The sequence below is a fragment of the Endothiovibrio diazotrophicus genome, assembly GCF_054657215.1.
This window is the reverse complement of the sequence record NZ_BAAHXB010000056.1, coordinates 1-17382: the sequence shown is the minus strand read 5'-3', so window position 1 is coordinate 17382 and position 17382 is coordinate 1. Positions and strand designations below refer to the sequence as shown.

The window sequence follows — 17382 nt, the reverse complement described above, 5'->3', positions numbered from 1 at the left end:
TCGAACCACCGAAAAAGTCATCAGCGAAGGGAACGCCGCTCCTGGGTGCCACTATAACCGATTTTCCCGCTGAGGGAAGGGGACCGGAGGGGGTTTTCGAGGTCAGGGAATCGCGTAACTGTACTGCAGCCACCCGCTCCGCCCGGGCTGGGTCAGGTTCCCGCGATAGGTATCGACCGTCGCCAGCGCCTGCACCTCGTCGTCGAACAGGTTCTCCACCCCGAACCGCAGGGTTCCCCCTTTGGCGCCGAGGTCGAAGCGGCTGAGGCCGAGGCTGACGGTGGTGTAGTCGTCGAGCGGCGCGGTGCCGCCACCGGGCCAGCCGGCGCGATCGCCGACGTGGTTGAGCCGCGCGCTGAGCTGCCACTCGGGGGCGAGCCGGCCGTCCAACGTGACGTTGGCGAGCCAGCGGGCGGAGCCCCCCACCGGCTTGCCGGTAGGCCGGTCCACCGAGTCGAGGAAGGAGAGGTTGGCGCCCAGCCGCCAGTTGGCGGCGAACCGCCGCTCCCACTCCGCCTCCGCCCCCCGCTGGCGGATCTCCCCCAGATTGCGGTAGCGATCGGGGCCGGCCACCTCGGAGATCAGGTCCTGCAGCTCGGTGTTGAAGACGGTGAGCTGGAAGCGGGTGTCGGACACCCGGTAGATGTAGCTCAGCTCCAGCGAGCGCAGGGTCTCCGGTCGCAGCCGCCGGCCATTGCGCGTACCGTCGAACAGCTCGCCGAAGGTGGGGGGACGAAACGCCTCGGCGTATTGCCCCTTGAACAGGTGGCGGTCGTCGTGGCGCCACACCGCCGCCAGGCGCGGGGTGATGCTGTCGCCGACGTCACTGTAGTCGTCGTAGTGGATGCCACCGGTCAGCTCCAGCCGCTCGCCGATCCTCCACTGGTCCTGCACGGTGGCACTGACCAGCTTGCGGTCGGCGCCCTCCGGCAGGCCTGCGGTCCGTGCGTTGTAGGGAAGGATCGTCGCCCCGTTCTCCGCATAGCTCGATCCGGTCACTTCGCTACGGGCGTAGCCGAGGCCGAACAGCCACTGGTGATCGGTCCAGCCGTCCCAGGTGAGAGAGGCCTCGGCACCGGAACGGCGCAGGTCGCTGCTGCGCTGATTGACCACCCCTTCGGGCGGGGCGAGCGGCACCGGGGCGCCGGGAGGAGGCGCCGGCAGGGAGGGTGGGATGCGGGTGGGGTAGCCCGGCGGCACCAGCACCACCTCGGGGGAGTCGTCGCTGAACGCCTGGTGGTAGAGGCGGGTCTGCAGGTCGAGGTCATCGGCCAGCGCCCACCCCTTGTCCAGGCTGAGCGTATGGTGACGGGTGACGCCGATGGCGAGGGGATCCGGCGGCGGCAGGGCGCTGCGCCCGAACCAGGGGCCGTGTTCCATGCGGGTGTACTGGGAGAGCAGGCGGAAGCCGTTGAACTCGGCGCCGAGGATCGCCACCCCATCCCCCTCGCGATCGTCGATCGGTCCGGGGGCGTAGCTGTAACCGGTGGTGGTGAAGGCGTCGGGCCCGGAGTCGATGCGCGAGCCGTCGCCGGACCAGCGGGAGAGGTCGCCGAAGAGCTTCAGCTTGCCCGACGGGGAGCGCCAGCTGGCATATCCGCCGCCGCCCGCGCTGTCGTGACTGTCGAAGCGCAGATAGACCCCCTGCCCCTCCTGGCGGGTGACCACGTTGACCACGCCGGCGTAGGCGTACTCGCCATAGAGCGCCGAGCCCGGCCCGCGATAGACCTCGATCCGCTCGACCATCGCCACCGGCAGTTGCATCACCCCGGGGGCGTAGCCGTTGAGGTCGTTGTTCATCGGCACCGAGTTGAGCATCACCTTGAGGTTGCCGGAGTGCAGGGTCTGGCCGACGCCGCGCATCAGCACCAGCGGCTCGCCGAAGTTGTTGCGGGTGATCTCCACCCCGGAGACCAGCCCGAGGGCCTGCCAGACGGTGGCGATCCCCCGGGACTCCAGCTCCTCGCCACGCAGCACGGTGACCATCCCCGGCACGTAGTCGGTGTTCATCCGGTTGCGGGTGGCGATCTCGGTCACCTCCTCCAGGGTGTCGAGCAGGGCGGCCAGCTCCGCCGCCTCATCGGCGGCGGGCGCGTCGGCCGCCGGGGCGCCGCGGGCCAGCAACCCCAGCGCGATCGAGAACAGAACGGTGGTGGAACGTCTCATTGTCATTGGGCTATACCACGGGCGGGACGCGCCCGACCTCTCGTCGAGGGAAGGAACGGAAGGGGCACTATACCGCAGGCTCTCCGGCCCGTGGATTGTGGACCACCCGGTTGCGCCCGTCGCGCTTGGCCCGGTAGAGCATCTCGTCGGCCGCCCGCAACAGATCGGCGAACGGCAGGCTGCGTTCGGGGCCGAGGGTGGCCGCGCCGACGCTGACGGTGACCTCCGGCCCGGCCGTCGAGCCGCCGTGGGGGATCGCCAGCCCGGCCACCGCCCGCCGACACGCCTCGGCCACCTTCCGCGCGCCGTCGCCGGCGGAGTTGGGGAGGACGCCGGCGAACTCCTCGCCACCGTAGCGGGCGATCAGGTCACCGGGCCGCCGGGTCGCCCCCTCCAGGGCAGCGGCCACCCGACGCAGGCAGTCGTCCCCTTCCAGGTGGCCGTGGAGGTCGTTGTAGGGCTTGAAGTGGTCGATATCGATCATCAGCAGCGACAGCGACTGGCCATCGCGCCGCGCCCGCCGCCACTCCCGCTCCAGCACCTCGTCGAAGCAGCGCCGGTTGGCCACCCCGGTGAGGCCGTCGACCATCGTCAGGCGCTGCAGGCGGTCGCGCTTCGACTTCAGCTCCAGGTGGGTGCGCACCCGCGCCCGCACCACCGCCGGGCTGAACGGCTTGCCGATGTAGTCCACCGCCCCCAACTCGAAGCCCAGCGCCTCTTCCTCCGCCTCGCCCTTGGCGGTGAGGAAGATCAGCGGGATGTCGCGGCTCTCCGGCACCTCCTTCAGCCGCCGGCACACCTCGTGGCCATCCATCTCCGGCATCACCACGTCGAGCAGGATCAGGTCCACCCCGCGCATCCGCACGATCTCCAGGGCCTGGGCGCCGCGGGTGGCGAAGAGTACCTCGTGCTCCCCCTCCAGTACCGCCGCCAGGTTCTGGATCACCCCGGGACTGTCGTCGACGATCAGCACCGTCGCCTTGCCGTTGCTCTCATTCATCACGCTGTACTCCCAAGGCAACTCTGATTGAACCGCAGATTAACGCAGATTTCCGCAGATGGGCCCCCGGTCCAATCCGCGGAAATCCACGTCAATCTGCGGTTGAGTCTCTCGATGGGGTGAGCCGTTGCCCCCCAAGCTCCACCCCCAGGTGTCGTGCGATCCGCGGCAGCCGCTCCCGAGCCTCGGCGAACGCCAGCCGCTCGACCGCGTCGTTCAACTCCGCCAACGTGCCGGCCAACCCCTCGTCGGCGGCATGATCGCCACCGACGAGGCTGGAGCGGAGCCGTTGCAGGACGTTGTAGGCGCGGGTGTTGTTCTCCGCCAGGTGGGCATCCAGTTCCCGCAGCAGCCCCGCCGCCGCCTGCGGATCGCCGCCCGCCGCCGCCGCGGCCGGCGGCGGCGGGGGCACCGCCTCCTGCCACCCCTCGATCCCGCGCAGCACCTCGTCGAGCCGCCCCTCCAGGCGCGCCAGCGGCTCCGCCCAGCCACCGCCATCGATCACCGCCCGTTCCAGCAGGCGCGCCGCCTCGGCCAGCTCCACGGCGGCGATGTTGGCCGCCTCCCCCTTGAGGGTGTGGATGCGCGCCTTCGCCTCCTCCAGGCTGCCCACCGCCAGGGTAGCGCGGATCCGCGCCGAGCTCTCGCGGTTGGCGTTGAGGAACTGACGTAGCACCCGCCCGAGCAGCTCGCCGTTGCCGGAGGAGAGGCGCAGCGCCCGCGCGCCGTCGACGCCGGGGATCCGCGGCGCCCCGCCCGGCGGTGCCGGCTCGGCGGCGTGGACGGGGGCGGAGGCGGGGGCGGTCGCCGGCAACCAGCGCCGCAGCACCTCCAGCAGCCGCTCCTCGGTCACCGGCTTGCTCAGGTAGTCGCTCATCCCCGCCTGCCGGCAGCGCGACTCGTCGCCGGACATGGCGTGGGCGGTCATCGCCACCACCGGCAGGTCGCGCAGGCGCTCCTCCGCGCGCAGCCGGCGGGTCGCCTCGAAGCCGTCCATCACCGGCATCTGGATGTCCATCAGCACCAGCGAGAAGCGCCCCTCGCGCAGCCGCCCCAGGGCCTCCGCGCCGTTGACCGCCACCTCCGCCCGCAGGCCGAGCCGGCGCAGCAGCTCCAGCGCGATCTCCTGGTTGATCGCGTTGTCCTCCACCAGCAGCACCGGTGCCGCGGCGAGCGGGAGCTCGGGCGGCGCATCGAGCGGATCGTCGCAGGCCGGTTCGGGCGGCGCCCCCGCCGTCGGCACCTCGACCGCGTCCAGCGGCACGGTGAAGTGGAACCGACTCCCCTCGCCGAGCCGGCTCTCCACCGCGATGCTCCCGCCCATCAACTCCACCAGCCGGCGGCAGATCGCCAACCCCAGGCCGGTGCCGCCGTAGACCCGGGTGGTGGAGCTGTCGGCCTGGATGAAGGGCTGGAACAGGCCGGGGATCTTCGCCGGATCGATGCCGATGCCGCTGTCGCGCACCACGAAGCGCAGTACCGAGCCGTGCTCGTCCGCTGGTTCCACGGCGACCGCCACCGCCCCCTCGGCGGTGAACTTCACCGCGTTGTGGACCAGATTGAGCAGCACCTGGCCGATGCGCAGACCGTCGCCATGGACCCACGGCGGTACCCCCGGCGCGATCTCGAAGTGCAGCGCCACCCCCTTGCGCCCGGCCTCCTCGCCGACCACCCCCGCAACCCGCCGGAACAGCTCCTCGACGGCGAAGTCGACCCGCTCCAGGGCCATCCGCCCCGCCTCCATCTTGGAGAGATCGAGGAGGTCGTTGATCACCGCCAGCAACGAGTCGCCGGCGCCGCGGATCTTCTCCAGGTAGTCGCGTAGCTTGGGCTCCATCTGCCGCTTCAGCGCCAGCGAGGTGAGGCCGATCACTGCGTTCAGCGGGGTGCGGATCTCGTGGCTGACGTTGGCCAGGAAGTCCCCCTTCGCCCGATTGGCCTGTTCGGCCGCCTCCTTCCCCCGGTGCAGCGCCCGCTCCGCCTCGCGCCGCTCCCGCTGCAGGCGCTGGATCAGCAGATAGACCGAGCCCCACAAGACGACCAGCAGGGCCAGGACGATCAGGTATTGGCCGACGATGTTGCGCCCCATGTCGTCACGCAACCCGCGGTAGAGCCGGTCGCTGACCCAGAAGTGGGCGACGCCGAGGAGATCGAAGCTGGGCTGGGCGAACAGCGGCACCTCCACCGGGAAGCAGTCGTCGCAGTCGTCGACCCCGCGGTGCAGGTCGAGGGAGCCGCGCGGCGCCCCCACCACCCCGTAGTCGAGTTCCAGCGTCACCCGCTCGATGAACGGCGCGCCGCTGGCCGGGTCGGTGAAGGCGAGCGCCTGATCGATGGCGTCGACCAGCCCCTCGCTGTGCGCAGAGCGGGCGGCGTGGGTAACGGCATCGGCGATCGGCCGCGCCTGGGCGTTGGAGAGCAGTTCCGCCTGGGAGTGCGCCTCGGCGCGCAACCTCGGTTCCATCACCCCGTGCCAATAGAGCTTCATGAGTAGCCCCATGATCACGGCGAGGAGCAGGAAGGCGGCGGCGACATGGCGGTGGATGTGCTGCATCACGACCCCTCCCCGACCCGTTTGGCGATGCGGATGAAGAACGAGCGGAGGTTGATCCCGCTCGCCTCCAGGGAGTGCGGGTTGACGTAGGGCCGCACCTTGGCGGCGATGAACAGCCCTGCCGCCACCCCCTCCTCGACGTGGCCGCGGATCGGCGAGAAGAGCAGGATGCGGTGGCGTCGGGCGAAGTCGATCAGCCGGCCGAGACCGCCGCCGACCGGCTCCTCGGTGATGAAAACCGCCGCGGGTCTCTTCTCCTCGAAGGCGGCGAGCGAGGGGTCGTCGCTGAGCACCGCCTCGATCGGCAGACCGCGGATCTCGCCGGCGCCGGTGAGCCGTCCGGCCAGCTCCTCGGCGCGATCGCGGTCATGGGTATAGTAGAGGATCAGGGTGAGGCGGCCGTCGGGGCCACGCTTCTCCTCGATCGAGGTGTCGGCGCCGAGGGTGGTGCGGAAGAGTTTGATGCCGATGGTGGTACGGCGGTCGAGCTCCTCGTCGGCCAGCGCCGGGAGGGTCGCGAAGGCGGGCAGGAGGAGCAGCCAACAGACCAGCGCGACGACCGAGATCGCCTTGCCGGTACGCCGGGATTGGCGTGTTTGTCGGCCCATTCGCACTCCCCGATTGGCGGCCGGCGCCAGCCGTGCCGCTCACCGCGAGGGAGCGGCGCCCATGGGCGCCGTCCCTCGCCTTGTACCGCCGGCAGATGCGCGGCGGGCTAGTTCACGTCGTTGGTACGCACACAACGGGCATAGTTGTAGATGCCGATCACATCCCCCTGAGGACCGTGGCCGACGCCGGCGTAGACCGACGGGTCGCCGCTCTTCGGATCGCTGCGCTGGGCACCGGCGCCATGGACGTCCATCAGCTGGTCGTTGAAGTAGCCGCGCGCCTCGCCGAAGGCGAGATAGGCGGCGTATTCGCTGTTGGGGCCGTCGTTGTGGGTGGTGCCACTCCAGAAGTAGGGGTAGTTGGCCACCCCGCTGGCGTTGATGCCGTCGGCCAGCAGGGTGGTGCTGAACAGCGAATCGATCGCCGCCGAGTTGGTCGCGTCGGGCGAGCGGCTGTAGTCGATGAGGCTCTCCAGCTCCTTGGCGTTGGGCAGCCGCCAGTCGCTGTAGCCGGCGTATTCCAGCCCCTCGCACCAGGCCAGCGCCTGCTCCCAGTTCACCGCGCCGTCAGCGGCGTCGCCGACGCCGAAGGAGCCGCTGTCGGACTGCAGCCACATCAGCCCGGTGGCCTGATCGCTGATGGTGCCGTCGCCATTGTCGCTGAACAGGTTGATGCCGTAGCTGGTGTTGCCGCGCACGTAGCGCACGAAGCGGCCGTTGCTGTCCATCTGACCGCCGTAGGGGTAGCCCTTGATCCGGCCGTCAGCGAAGTTGACGCCGAAGGCGGTGGCGCTGTCGCCGATGGTGGTGCTGGTGTAGACCGTGCTCGACCAGTACTGGGCATCGATGTAGCGCTCGCCGGCGGCGGTGTCGCCGTAGGCGAAATAGAAGTAGTTGGTGTCGATGTACGGTGCCGCATCGTCGGGCAGGACGCTGTAGGTGGAGTCCGAGGTGCCGGTGGCACCGCTGAACTCGATCAGCGAATAGAGCTCCTTGACGGTCGGCAGGCGCCAGTCGCTGTAGCCGGCCAGATTGAAGCTGGCGGCGTAGTCGGAGGCGTCGCTGAAGGTCATCTTGTCGTTGACGTCGATCACCCCGTCGCCGTTGAAGTCCGGGTCCTGCTGCCACATCAGGCCGGTGACGTTATCGGTGACGGTGCCGTCGCCGTTGTCGGTGTAGCTGGGTTGATTGCCGGAGTATTGGGCATCCTGACCGTAGAACGCCTCGCCCGAGCGGGGCGGGGTGGTGAGGCCGGAGGTGTCGCCGTAGAAAGCACTCTGGTTGGTATCGACGATGGGGTAGCCGTTGGCGACTCCGGAGGTGTCGGAGGCGTCGCCCGTGTCGGTGCCGCTGGTGCCGGAATCGCTGGTGCCGCTATCGGTGCCGGCGTCGCTCTCGCTGAGATCGACCAGCTCGAAGAGGAACGCGTCGCCGTCGATCAGTTGCAGCGCGGCGACATACCACTGCTCGCCCACCAGCAGCCGGGAGATGGTCAGACCGCCGCTGTCGGGGTCGAACACCGCGTCCGGCGAAGCGGAGGGCGTCGCCGGCTGGAGGGTGGCGGAGTCGAGCGCCAGGGTGATCGGGTCGAACCCCTCGACCCGCAGCGACAGCGAATAGCGGCCGTAGGCGCCGGCATCCAGCTCCGGCAGGAAGATCTCCTGGGTGACGCCGTCGTAGCTGGCGTAGTCGGTCGGCGCCGCCCCCGAAGTGTCGGTGGGCGTGTCGGTCGGCACGTCGCTGCCCGTGGGCGGGGCGGAGGCCCCCTCCGGAACACACGACATCTGGCTCTCGAGCAGCGCGCAGCTGCCGGCAACCGTGCCGTTGGGGGTGTCGAAGCTGCAACTGGCCCCGCTACTCTGACCGTCGCAGGCGGTGATCGCCTCGGCCGGCGGCTCGCCGCCGGCGGGGGCCGTATCCGCGCCGTGGGCGCTCCCCATACCCCCGCAGAGCAGCGCCGCGGCAACCCCCTGCCACACCTTGGAATGCTGGAATTTCATCGTGTTCTCTCCCCTTTGGTCATGCTTCGGGTGGCAGCGGGGACAGGAGGTGGTCTCCCGTTCCCCGCCCCCGTCAGTAGTTCTCGGCGTTGTTGCCGGTGGCGACGTCGCTGGTGCGCACACAGCGGGCGTAGTTGTAGATGCCGACCACATCCCCCTGGGGGCCGTGACCGACGCCGATGTAGCCCGACGGGTCGCCGCTCTTCGGGTCGCTGCGCTGGGCACCGGCACCGTGGACGTCGTCGAGGCTGCCGTTGAAGTAGCCACGGGCCTCGCCGAAGGCGACGTAGGCGGCGTAGTTGCCGCTGGGGCCGTCGTCGTGGGTGGTGCCGCTCCAGTAGTAGGGGTAGTTGGCCACCCCGCTGGAGTTGATGCCGTCGGCCAGCAGGGTGGTGTCGAACAGCGGGTCGATCGCCGCCGAGTTGGTCACGTCGGGCGAGCGACTGTAGTCCACCAGGCTCTGCAACTCCTTGACGTTGGGCAGCCGCCAGTCGTCATGACCGGCGTACTCCAGCCCCTCGCACCAGGCGAGCGCCTGCTCCCAGTTCATCGCCCCGTCGCCATTGTCGCCGGAACCGAAGGCGCCGCTGTCGGACTGCAGCCAGGTCAGGCCGGTGGCCTGATCGCTGATGGTGCCGTCGTCGTTGTCGCTGAACAGGTTGTTGCCGTAGTCGGGGTTGCCGCGCACGTAGCGCACGAAGCGACCGTTGCGCTCCGCCTGATTGCCGTAGGGATAGCCCTTGATGCGGCCGTCGGCGAAGTTGACGCCGAAGGCGGTAGGGTTGCCGCCCATGGTGTTGCTGCCGTAGACCGTGCTCGACCAGTACTGGGCGTCGATGTAGCGCTCGCCGGCGGCGGTATCGCCGTAGGCGAAGTCGAAGTAGTCGGTATCGAGGTAGGGATCGGCGTCCGCCGGCAGGGTGGTGTAGGAGCCGTCGGAGATCCCGGTGGAGCCGCTGAAGTCCATCAGCGAGTAGAGTTCCTTGATGGTCGGCAGGCGCCAGTCGTCGTAACCGGCCAGATTGAAACTGGCGGCGTAGGCGATGGCGTCGCCGAGGGTCATCTTGTCATCGACGTCGATCACCCCGTCGCCGTTGAAGTCCGGCGTCTGCTGCCACATCAGGCCGGTGACGTTGTCGGTGACGGTGCCGTCGCCGTTGTCGGTATAGCTGGGCGGGTTGCCGGCGTAGTCGGCATCCTGGCCGTAGAAGGCGTCGCCCGGCTGCGCCGCACCGGAGAGCGTGCCGGCGTTGCCGTAGCGGGTCTGCTGATGGGTATCGACCAGCGGATAGCCGCTGGCCACGCCGGCGGTGCTCAGCGGATCGCCGTCGGAGGAGCCGTCGTCGCCCTGGTCGCCCTGGTCGCTGCCATCGACGTCATCCGGGGCATCGGTCTCGCTCAGGTTGACCAACTGGAAGCGGAAGCCGCCGCCGCCCTCCATCCGGTGCAGCTCGGCGGAGTACCAGCGCTCGCCCACCTGCACCTGCGGGATGGTCAGGCCACCGCTCTGCGTGTCGAACATTGGGCCGCCCTGGCCGGAGCCGTCCACCACCTGGACCGACGAGGGGTCGAGGGAGAGGACCAGCGGATTGGTGCTGACCACCTGCAGCGACAGCGCGAAGGTGCCATAGCCGCCGGCGTCGATCTCCGGCAGGTAGATATCGTTGTGGTCGGCGCGGAAGCCGGGGTGGCGACCCGATCCGTCGGCGGTGGTCTGGGATCCGTCGCCGGTCGGCGGGTTCGTACCGCCGGGCCCCTGCGGCTGGTCGCCCTGGCCGCCATCGGCGGACGGGCCCTGGCCGGTTTGACTCTGCGCGCCGGTCGGGGAAGGGGCGGAGCCGTCCGCCAGCGGCTGGAGTGGATCACTGCCAGTGGGCGACGACTGGGACTGCCCGCCATCCGGAGTGGCGCCGCCGGCCGGGGTGGAACCGCCGCCCGACGGGGTGCAGGCGAGGGTCGATTGGACGCTGGAACAGACCCCGCTCACCGTGCCGACGGGGGCCTCGAAGCTGCAACTGGCGCCGCTCGAAAGGCTGGCGCAGGCGTTGATCGCCGGCACGGGCGGCGTGCCGGCGGTCGGGGTACCGGTCGGCCCCAAATCCGCGCCGAAGGCCGCACCCGCGCCGCCACACAGCAGCGTCACCGCCGCGCTCAACCAAAGCCTGGATTCAGGACGTTTCATCGCTCTCTCTCCTCAGGATCGCTCGGTGGCGGAGACGGATTTCATGGGACCGGCTCCACCCGGTGGTCTCTCCCTTGCGGGGTTACCCAGGAGAAAGCAGTCGTCATGCCAACAACACATATACCAACAAAAACATATTGTTATGATTCCTTTCCGGCAATCGGGATCACTATCGTATAGGCATCATCACCCACCTATTCGCCGATAGCGCCTATATCGCCTATAGATCGCCTAAGGGCTACGGCAGCCGATAGAAGGCCCAACGCCGCTCCCCCTCGCGCACCAGCCGCCCCTCGCGGTGGAGCTTCTTCAACAGGTAGGAGGCGCGCTGGTGGGCGACGCCGAGGAGCGCCTGGCAATCGCGGTTGGTGATCCGTCCGACCTGCGCCAGGTGATCGAGGATGCGCGCCTCGTCCTGCTCCCCGCCGCCGAAACCGGCGGGCGCGCCGAAGCCGCTCATGTCAACGCCGCTTGCCGGGATCGCGGGAAGCGACCCGGTCGCCGGGGCGCGGTACGCCTCCGCGACCGGCGCGGTGGGAGGGAGGGGGGGACGGGGCGCCGGGGCATCGATGAAGTGGAGGTGACGACTCTGGATCGGTGCCCCGCCACTGCTGATCAGGGCGAACTCCATCAGGTTCTTCAGCTCGCGGATGTTGCCGGGGAAGCGGTAGGCCTGCATTGCCGCCATCGCCTCGCCGGAGACCCGCGGCTCGGCCACCCCCATCTCCTCGCCGAGGAGCTTGAGGAAGTGCTCCGCCAGCAGCGGGATGTCGTCGAGCCGCTCGCGCAACGGCGGCAGCCGCACCACGTAGCCGGCGAGGCGGAAGTAGAGGTCGCGGCGGAACGCCCGCTCCTCCACCGCCAGCTCCAGGTCGACGTTGGTGGCGGCGATCACCCGCACGTCGATGCGCCGGCTCTTCGCCCCGCCCACCGGGGTGACCTCGCCATCCTCCAGCACCCGCAGCAGCTTGGCCTGCAGGGTCAGCGGCATGTCGCCCAGCTCGTCGAGGAACAGGGTGCCGCCGTCGGCCTGTTCGAACCACCCCTTGCGGTTGTCCAGGGCACCGGTGAAGGAGCCCTTGAGGTGGCCGAAGAAGGCGGAGTCGGCCAAGTCGTGGGGGATCGCCGAGCAGTTCACCGGGACGAAGGGCCCCGCCGAGCGTCCGCTGCCGAAGTGCAGCGCGCGGGCCACCAGTTCCTTGCCGGTACCGCTCTCGCCGAGCACCACCACGTTGGTGCGGTCGGCGCGGTGGAGCCGGCGGATCTCGTCGAGGATGCGCAGCAGCAGCGGGCTGCGACCGATGAACGCCGCCACCCCCCAGCGCTTCGCCTCCCGCTCGGAGAGCGCGGAGAGCCGCGCCCCGGTCACCTCCAGACTCTCCTCGGCACGGTGGCGGCGGGCCATCTCCTCCTCCAGTTCGCGGTTGAGCCGGGCCAGCTCGGCGTTGCGGCTCTCCAGGTCGAGGCGCTGACGACGCAGGGTGAGGTGGATCTCGATCCGCGCCAGCAGCTCCGCCCGCTCCACCGGCTTGGTCAGGTAGTCCACCCCACCCGCCTCGAAACCGGTCACCTTGTCGACGGTGTCGGTCAGCGCACTCATGAACAGCACCGGGATATCGGCGGTGGCCGCCCCCGCGCGCAGCCGCCGGCACAGCTCGTAGCCGTCCATCCCTGGCATCATCACGTCGAGCAGCACCAGATCCACCGGCCGTCGCGCCACGATCTCCAGGGCCTGCTCGCCGCCGGTGGCGAAGAGCACCTCGTGGCGTGCCTCCAACATGCCGCTGAGCAGTTGGATGTTGCCGGGGCTGTCATCGACGATGAGGATGCGGGAGAGACTCATGGCGGCGGATTCACGGTGGTGGAGGGAGAGCCGATGGTAACCGGATCTATAGGCGAACCCATAGGCGGTATCGGCATTCATCGTCCCATAGACGCCTATGTGCATTCGGCACATCGACTCAACCGATTGATTTCATTGAACAGATAACCCTGGCACGACTTCTGCCCCGCTCCCCCCGCAAACCGCCCAATGCGACATCCACCAAGGAGCGAACCATGCGCACCCTCCCCCTGACCCTGCTGAGCCTGTCGGCCGTGCTGACCTCGCTCCCCCTCTCGGCGGCCCGCGCCGCCGAGCTCTCCGCGCCGGCGATCGCGGTGAGCGGCAACGGCGACACCGTGGGCCTGAGCTGGGACGCCGTGGACGGGGCCGGCGGCTACCGCCTCCACTACACCCCCTACCCCTACGACGCCGCCAACGGCATCGACACCCTGGACCTGGGCGACCGGCGCCAACTGGAGACCACCCTGTGGGACGGCGCCGCCTACTACGTGGCGCTGGAGGCCTACGACGGCGAACGCACCAGCGACTACTCCAACGTCGAGCACTTCACCGCCGGAGCCGAGCGCATCGCCTTCACCAGCGCCGCCGGCAGCGCCTACGGCCTCACCCTGATCACCCCGCTGGCCGCCACCGACACCTACCTGCTCGACGACAGCGGCGAGATCAAGCACCAGTGGGCGAGCGACTACACCCCGGCACTGTCGGCCTACCTGCTGGAGGACGGGCATCTGCTGCGCACCGGCAACGACGGCAGCGGCTACTTCAACGAAGGGGGCAAGGGGGGGATCATCGAGGAGCTCGACTGGGACGGCAACGCGGTATGGCGCTTCCGGTACGGCGACGAGAGCAAGACCCTGCACCACGACATCGAACGGCTCGACGACGGCCACATCCTGGCGCTGAGCTGGGAGCAGCGCGACACCCTGTGGAGCGAGGTGATCGTCGAGATCGCACCGAGCGGCAGCGACGGCGGCGAGGTGGTGTGGAGCTGGGACGTGATGGACCACCTCGACGAACTGGGCCTCGACACCGCCAGCGCCACCACCGAGGACTGGATCCACCTCAACGCCATCGACTACAACCGCGCCACCGACCGGATCCTGGTCAGCAGCCGCAGCCACAACCAGCTGTGGATCATCAACAAGGCCGACGGCAGCATCGCCGCCATCTCCAGCGTCGCCACCACCGGCCAGCACGACGCCGCCTGGATCGACGACAGCCGCGCCGACAGCGACATCACCGTCTTCGACAACGGCTCGCGCTACTCGCGGGCGCTGGAACTCAACCCGCAGATGGACACCATCGTCTGGAGCTACGGCAACGCCGACGACGAGTACTTCTTCAGCAACCACATCTCCGGCGTGCAGCGGCTGGAGAACGGCAACACCCTGGTGTGCAGCGGCGTCGAGGGGGTGATCTTCGAACTGGACGGCGAGGGCAACCGACTGCGCGAATACACCAACCCCTACGGCTCCACCACCCCGCGCGGCACCATCACCGAGCTGTTCCGGGCGGAAAAGTACGCCAGCGGCTACACCCCCTACTTCTGAGGCCCGCCCCCCGGTAGGTCGGCGATACCTCGCCGACGCAAACGGAGGCACTTGCGGAAAATCCCGCGCCGAACCCCACCGAACGACACGACCCGCTCGGAAAACGCACCGCGGCCCCATCTCCGCTGCCTCTTGGGCACTCTGGAAAGGAACGCGGAGAACGCAAAGGCGCAAAGGTCGCGGAGAAGAGCGGCGAGGCGGGGCGCCCAAATCGAACGCCGGTGCCTGCGGAGAGGCCGACGGCGGCCACGCTCGCCACCCCCACCCTTGCGGGAATCCCATCCCTCAACCACACTGCACCGCGAATGCATCGCAACGGAGCCACACCGTGAAGACCGCCACCATCCCCTCCCTGCGGGTGGAGCCCGAGCTGCGCAAAGCCGCCGAAACGATCCTCGAAGAGGGCGAGACCCTCTCCGGCTTCGTCGAACAGGCCCTGCGCGAGCAGATCCAGCGGCGCCGCAACCAGCGCGAATTCATCGCCCGCGGCCTCGCCGCCCGCGAGGAGGCGCGGCGCAACGACGACCACCGCACCACCGAAGAGCTCCTCGACGAACTGGACCGGGCGCTGGAGCAGGCGATCCAGCGCAAGGGCGCCAAGCGATGAGCTACCGGGTACGCCTCACCCCCCACGCCCAAGAGACGCTGAGCGCGCTCTACCACCCCCTCGCCGAAGAGGACCCGGCAACGGCGCGAGAGGCCCGCGAAATCATCGCCAAGGGCCTCGCGCTCCTCCGCGACCTCCCCTTCACCTGCCGCAAGGCCGACCCCGACAACCCCTTCCTGCGCGAACTCCACCTCCCCTTCGGCGACACCGGCTGCGTCGCCCTGTTCGAGATCGAAGACCGCACCACCCTCACCCTCCTCACCGTCCGCCCCCTGCGGGAAGAGGATTACCACTAGCACGACGCCCCCTGTAGGAGCGGCCCCCAGGCCGCGATCGGTGCGAAGTGAGGCGCTCACGCCCGCCCCGGAACCAGAAACGGCGCCATCGCGGCCTAAGGGCCGCTCCCACAGGACACATCGGTAGTCCACCTGATGAAACGCAACCGCCCCGCCACCATGCTGCTCTCCGAGGAGGAGTACGCGAGACTGACCACCGCCGCCGAGGTCCGGGAGACGCGCCCCGGCAACGGCGCCCTCGACGGGTTCCTCGCCGATCAACCGCCCGGGGAGCTGGATGAAGAGGGGCTCGCGGCACGGATGATAGAGCTGCGCGGAGACTGGGGCGACGAGTGACCCTCACCGGGGACGGCGGATTCGAACGGGTAGAGGGTCTGGAAGTCGTACACCTCCGATCTTGACGCCCCTCGTCCGAGACGCGCTACCATCGACACCAGGATCCGGCCCGACCGGACGAAACCGATAACGACAACGACAACGACAACGACGCCAGGGACCCCGGCATGGCCCACCGCTACGACGTATTCATCAGCCACCGCGGCGAAAACAAGCCGTGGGTGCGCACCCTCGCCGACAACCTCGAAGTCCTCGGCTTCCGCCCCTTCCTCGACGAACGGGAGCTGATCCCCGGCGGCTCGGTCCCCGAGCAGCTCCAGCGGGCCCTGGCCGACTCCGCCGCGGGCCTGGTGGTGGCCACCCCGGAGTCCTTGGAGTCGGGCTGGGTGCGGGACGAGATCGACGCCATGGTGAGCCGCAGGAACCGCGACCCCGAGTTCCGCCTCATCCCCCTCACCTTCGGCACCGTCCCCGACCACGCCTTCCTCGGTAACCTGCTCTGCGTCGACTTCTCCGACCCCTCCCCCGCCGGCTACCGCGACGCCCTCCGGCGCACCCTCTGCGGCCTCACCAACCGGCCGCCGCGGGAGGCCCCCGAACTCCCCGACCCGCTCCCCATCCCCGAACCGATGACCCCCCGCTACCGGGAGATGGAACCGCTCCCCCTGGTGGGCGGCGAGCCCGCCTTCCTGGAGGAGGTGTTCGAGGCGCTCTACAGCAACCAGCCGGTGATGCTGCTGGCCCAAGCGGGCCGCGACAAGACAGCGATGCACCGGGCGATCCTGGAGGAGGCGCGGGCGCGCTTCGGCGACGACTCGGTGCGCCATCTGGTCCCCCTGGGGCAGGCCAATGCTGGAGAGGCGGACTACTTCACCTACCTCGCCCGCCAGCTCGACGTTCGCGAACCGATCGCCTCGGCCACCGCCTTCGAGTTCCTGCTCGACGACCGGCTCGCCGGCGGCCAATCACTGTTCCTGCTGCTCACCCGCCTGGAGGACGGCAACGACCGCCACCGCACCGACCTCGCCCGCGTCCTGCGCAACCTGAGCGAGCGCCGCGCCGGCCAGCTTCACCTGATCTTCTGCGGCTCGGAGCGGCTGATGGCCCTGCGCTACGTCGGGGGCGACCTGAGCCCGCTCAACACCGCCAAACAGCGGTTCTGGCCGGAACCGACGGTGACCGAGGTACAGGCCCAGTTTCGCGGGAATGCGCCACTGGAAGAGAGAGTCGCCGCAACGCTGTTGGAACTGACCGGAGGCCATCCCTTGCTGTTGCGTAGCGCACTGCGTCACTACCAACAACGATCGAGCCTGGAGGGGATGAAGGAGCGGTTGACCCGGGAGAGCAGCGTATCGAACAGCTTCATCCGGCTACGCGAGCAGGGAGAGGGCGAGCGCCTCCGCCGTTGGATTGCAGCGGATGGAGAGAACGGGCTGGGCCCCTACCATCACTGGCCCGAGGAACCCCTGTTGCGCCACCTCTTCTGGGAGAACCTGCTGTGCAACCGGCGGGGACGCTTCACCTGGCGCTCGCCGCTGGTGCGACAGATCGGGCGAGAGGCGCTGGGACAATGATCCGGAGGGCACTTGTACTTTGGCCAATGGTAGTACTAACCATACTGTTCGCCAACGTGGCCCAGGCCTCGCCATTGCCATCCGGTATCGTGACCGGAAAGGTCGACCCAAAAAAGCTCCCCGCCCTCATCGACGGCATCAACCGCTCTATCGGTGGAGTAATCTCCGTCGCCTTCAGCCCCGATGGGAAGACCCTCGCCAGCGCATCCGACGACCAAACCGTTCGGCTCTGGGATATCGCTTCCGGACGCCAGATCGTTTCCCTTCAGGGACACTTCTCAGGGGTAACCTCCGTCGCCCTCAGCCCCGATGGGAAGACCCTCGCCAGCGCATCCCGCGACCATACCGTTCGGTTCTGGAATATCGCTTCCGGACGCCAGATCGCTTCCCTTCAGGGACTCTCCTCATCGGCATACTCCGTCGCCTTCAGCCCCGATGGGAAGACCCTCGCCAGCACATCCGACGACCATACCGTTCGGCTCTGGAATATCGCTTCCGGACGCCAGATCGCTTCCCTTCGGGGACACTCCTCATGGGAAAACTCCTCATGGGTAGACTCCGTCGCCTTCAGCCCCGATGGGAAAACCCTCGCCGGCGCATCCTCCGACCAAACCGTTCGGCTCTGGAATATCGCTTCCGGACGCCAGATCGCTTCCCTTCAGG

Annotated in this window: 13 protein-coding genes; 6 read left to right on the top strand and 7 right to left on the bottom strand. The window is 69.0% G+C overall.

Going from position 1 to position 17382, the window contains the following annotated elements; genetic code table 11:
* Positions 1-102 precede the first annotated feature (102 nt).
* The 7 genes from ACYQ2W_RS14405 to ACYQ2W_RS14375 all read right to left on the bottom strand — a co-directional run bounded on the left by ACYQ2W_RS14405 (position 103) and on the right by ACYQ2W_RS14375 (position 12434).
* Positions 103-2172 carry a TonB-dependent receptor plug domain-containing protein gene (locus ACYQ2W_RS14405; protein WP_459868438.1) on the bottom strand — a complete coding sequence of 690 codons (2070 nt, stop codon included), beginning with the start codon at positions 2170-2172 and terminating at the stop codon, positions 103-105.
* A gap of 61 nt (positions 2173-2233) precedes the next feature.
* Positions 2234-3166, bottom strand: a complete 933-nt coding sequence (locus ACYQ2W_RS14400) for a diguanylate cyclase domain-containing protein (protein WP_459868434.1) — start codon at positions 3164-3166, stop codon at positions 2234-2236.
* 91 nt (positions 3167-3257) lie between these two features.
* Positions 3258-5720 (bottom strand): hybrid sensor histidine kinase/response regulator, encoded by a 2463-nt coding sequence (locus tag ACYQ2W_RS14395; RefSeq protein WP_459868431.1) that lies wholly within the window; start codon positions 5718-5720, stop codon positions 3258-3260.
* Positions 5720-6328 carry a hypothetical protein gene (locus ACYQ2W_RS14390; protein ID WP_459868428.1) on the bottom strand — a complete coding sequence of 203 codons (609 nt, stop codon included), beginning with the start codon at positions 6326-6328 and terminating at the stop codon, positions 5720-5722. The genes ACYQ2W_RS14395 and ACYQ2W_RS14390 overlap by 1 nt, the downstream gene beginning before the upstream one ends.
* A gap of 107 nt (positions 6329-6435) precedes the next feature.
* Positions 6436-8328, bottom strand: coding sequence for an Lcl C-terminal domain-containing protein (locus ACYQ2W_RS14385; RefSeq protein WP_459868425.1), 1893 nt, complete (start codon positions 8326-8328; stop codon positions 6436-6438).
* A gap of 73 nt (positions 8329-8401) precedes the next feature.
* On the bottom strand, positions 8402-10510 hold the full coding sequence (locus ACYQ2W_RS14380; RefSeq protein WP_459868422.1) for an Lcl C-terminal domain-containing protein: 2109 nt from the start codon (positions 10508-10510) through the stop codon (positions 8402-8404).
* A gap of 238 nt (positions 10511-10748) precedes the next feature.
* The gene (locus tag ACYQ2W_RS14375) at positions 10749-12434 is read right to left on the bottom strand and encodes a sigma 54-interacting transcriptional regulator (RefSeq protein WP_459868419.1); all 1686 of its coding nucleotides are present in this window, start codon (positions 12432-12434) and stop codon (positions 10749-10751) included.
* Positions 12435-12568: 134 nt separating this feature from the next.
* Here ACYQ2W_RS14375 and ACYQ2W_RS14370 point away from each other — a divergent pair, with 134 nt between their 5' ends.
* The 6 genes from ACYQ2W_RS14370 to ACYQ2W_RS14345 all read left to right on the top strand — a co-directional run.
* Complete coding sequence (locus ACYQ2W_RS14370) at positions 12569-13906, top strand: aryl-sulfate sulfotransferase (protein WP_459868416.1); 1338 nt, start codon at positions 12569-12571, stop codon at positions 13904-13906.
* 328 nt (positions 13907-14234) lie between these two features.
* Positions 14235-14513 (top strand): YlcI/YnfO family protein, encoded by a 279-nt coding sequence (locus ACYQ2W_RS14365; RefSeq protein WP_459868413.1) that lies wholly within the window; start codon positions 14235-14237, stop codon positions 14511-14513.
* A complete protein-coding gene (locus ACYQ2W_RS14360) occupies positions 14510-14809 on the top strand; it encodes a type II toxin-antitoxin system RelE/ParE family toxin (RefSeq protein WP_459868410.1) in 300 nt (99 codons plus the stop codon). Before ACYQ2W_RS14365 ends, ACYQ2W_RS14360 begins: the two co-directional genes overlap by 4 nt.
* A 135-nt stretch (positions 14810-14944) precedes the next feature.
* A complete protein-coding gene (locus ACYQ2W_RS14355; RefSeq protein ID WP_459868407.1) occupies positions 14945-15145 on the top strand; it encodes a hypothetical protein in 201 nt (66 codons plus the stop codon).
* A 167-nt stretch (positions 15146-15312) separates the two neighbouring features.
* The gene (locus ACYQ2W_RS14350) at positions 15313-16719 is read left to right on the top strand and encodes a toll/interleukin-1 receptor domain-containing protein (RefSeq protein WP_459868404.1); all 1407 of its coding nucleotides are present in this window, start codon (positions 15313-15315) and stop codon (positions 16717-16719) included.
* A 26-nt stretch (positions 16720-16745) separates the two neighbouring features.
* Positions 16746-17382 (top strand): WD40 repeat domain-containing protein (locus ACYQ2W_RS14345; protein WP_459868401.1); only part of this gene is annotated, 637 nt, incomplete at its 3' end.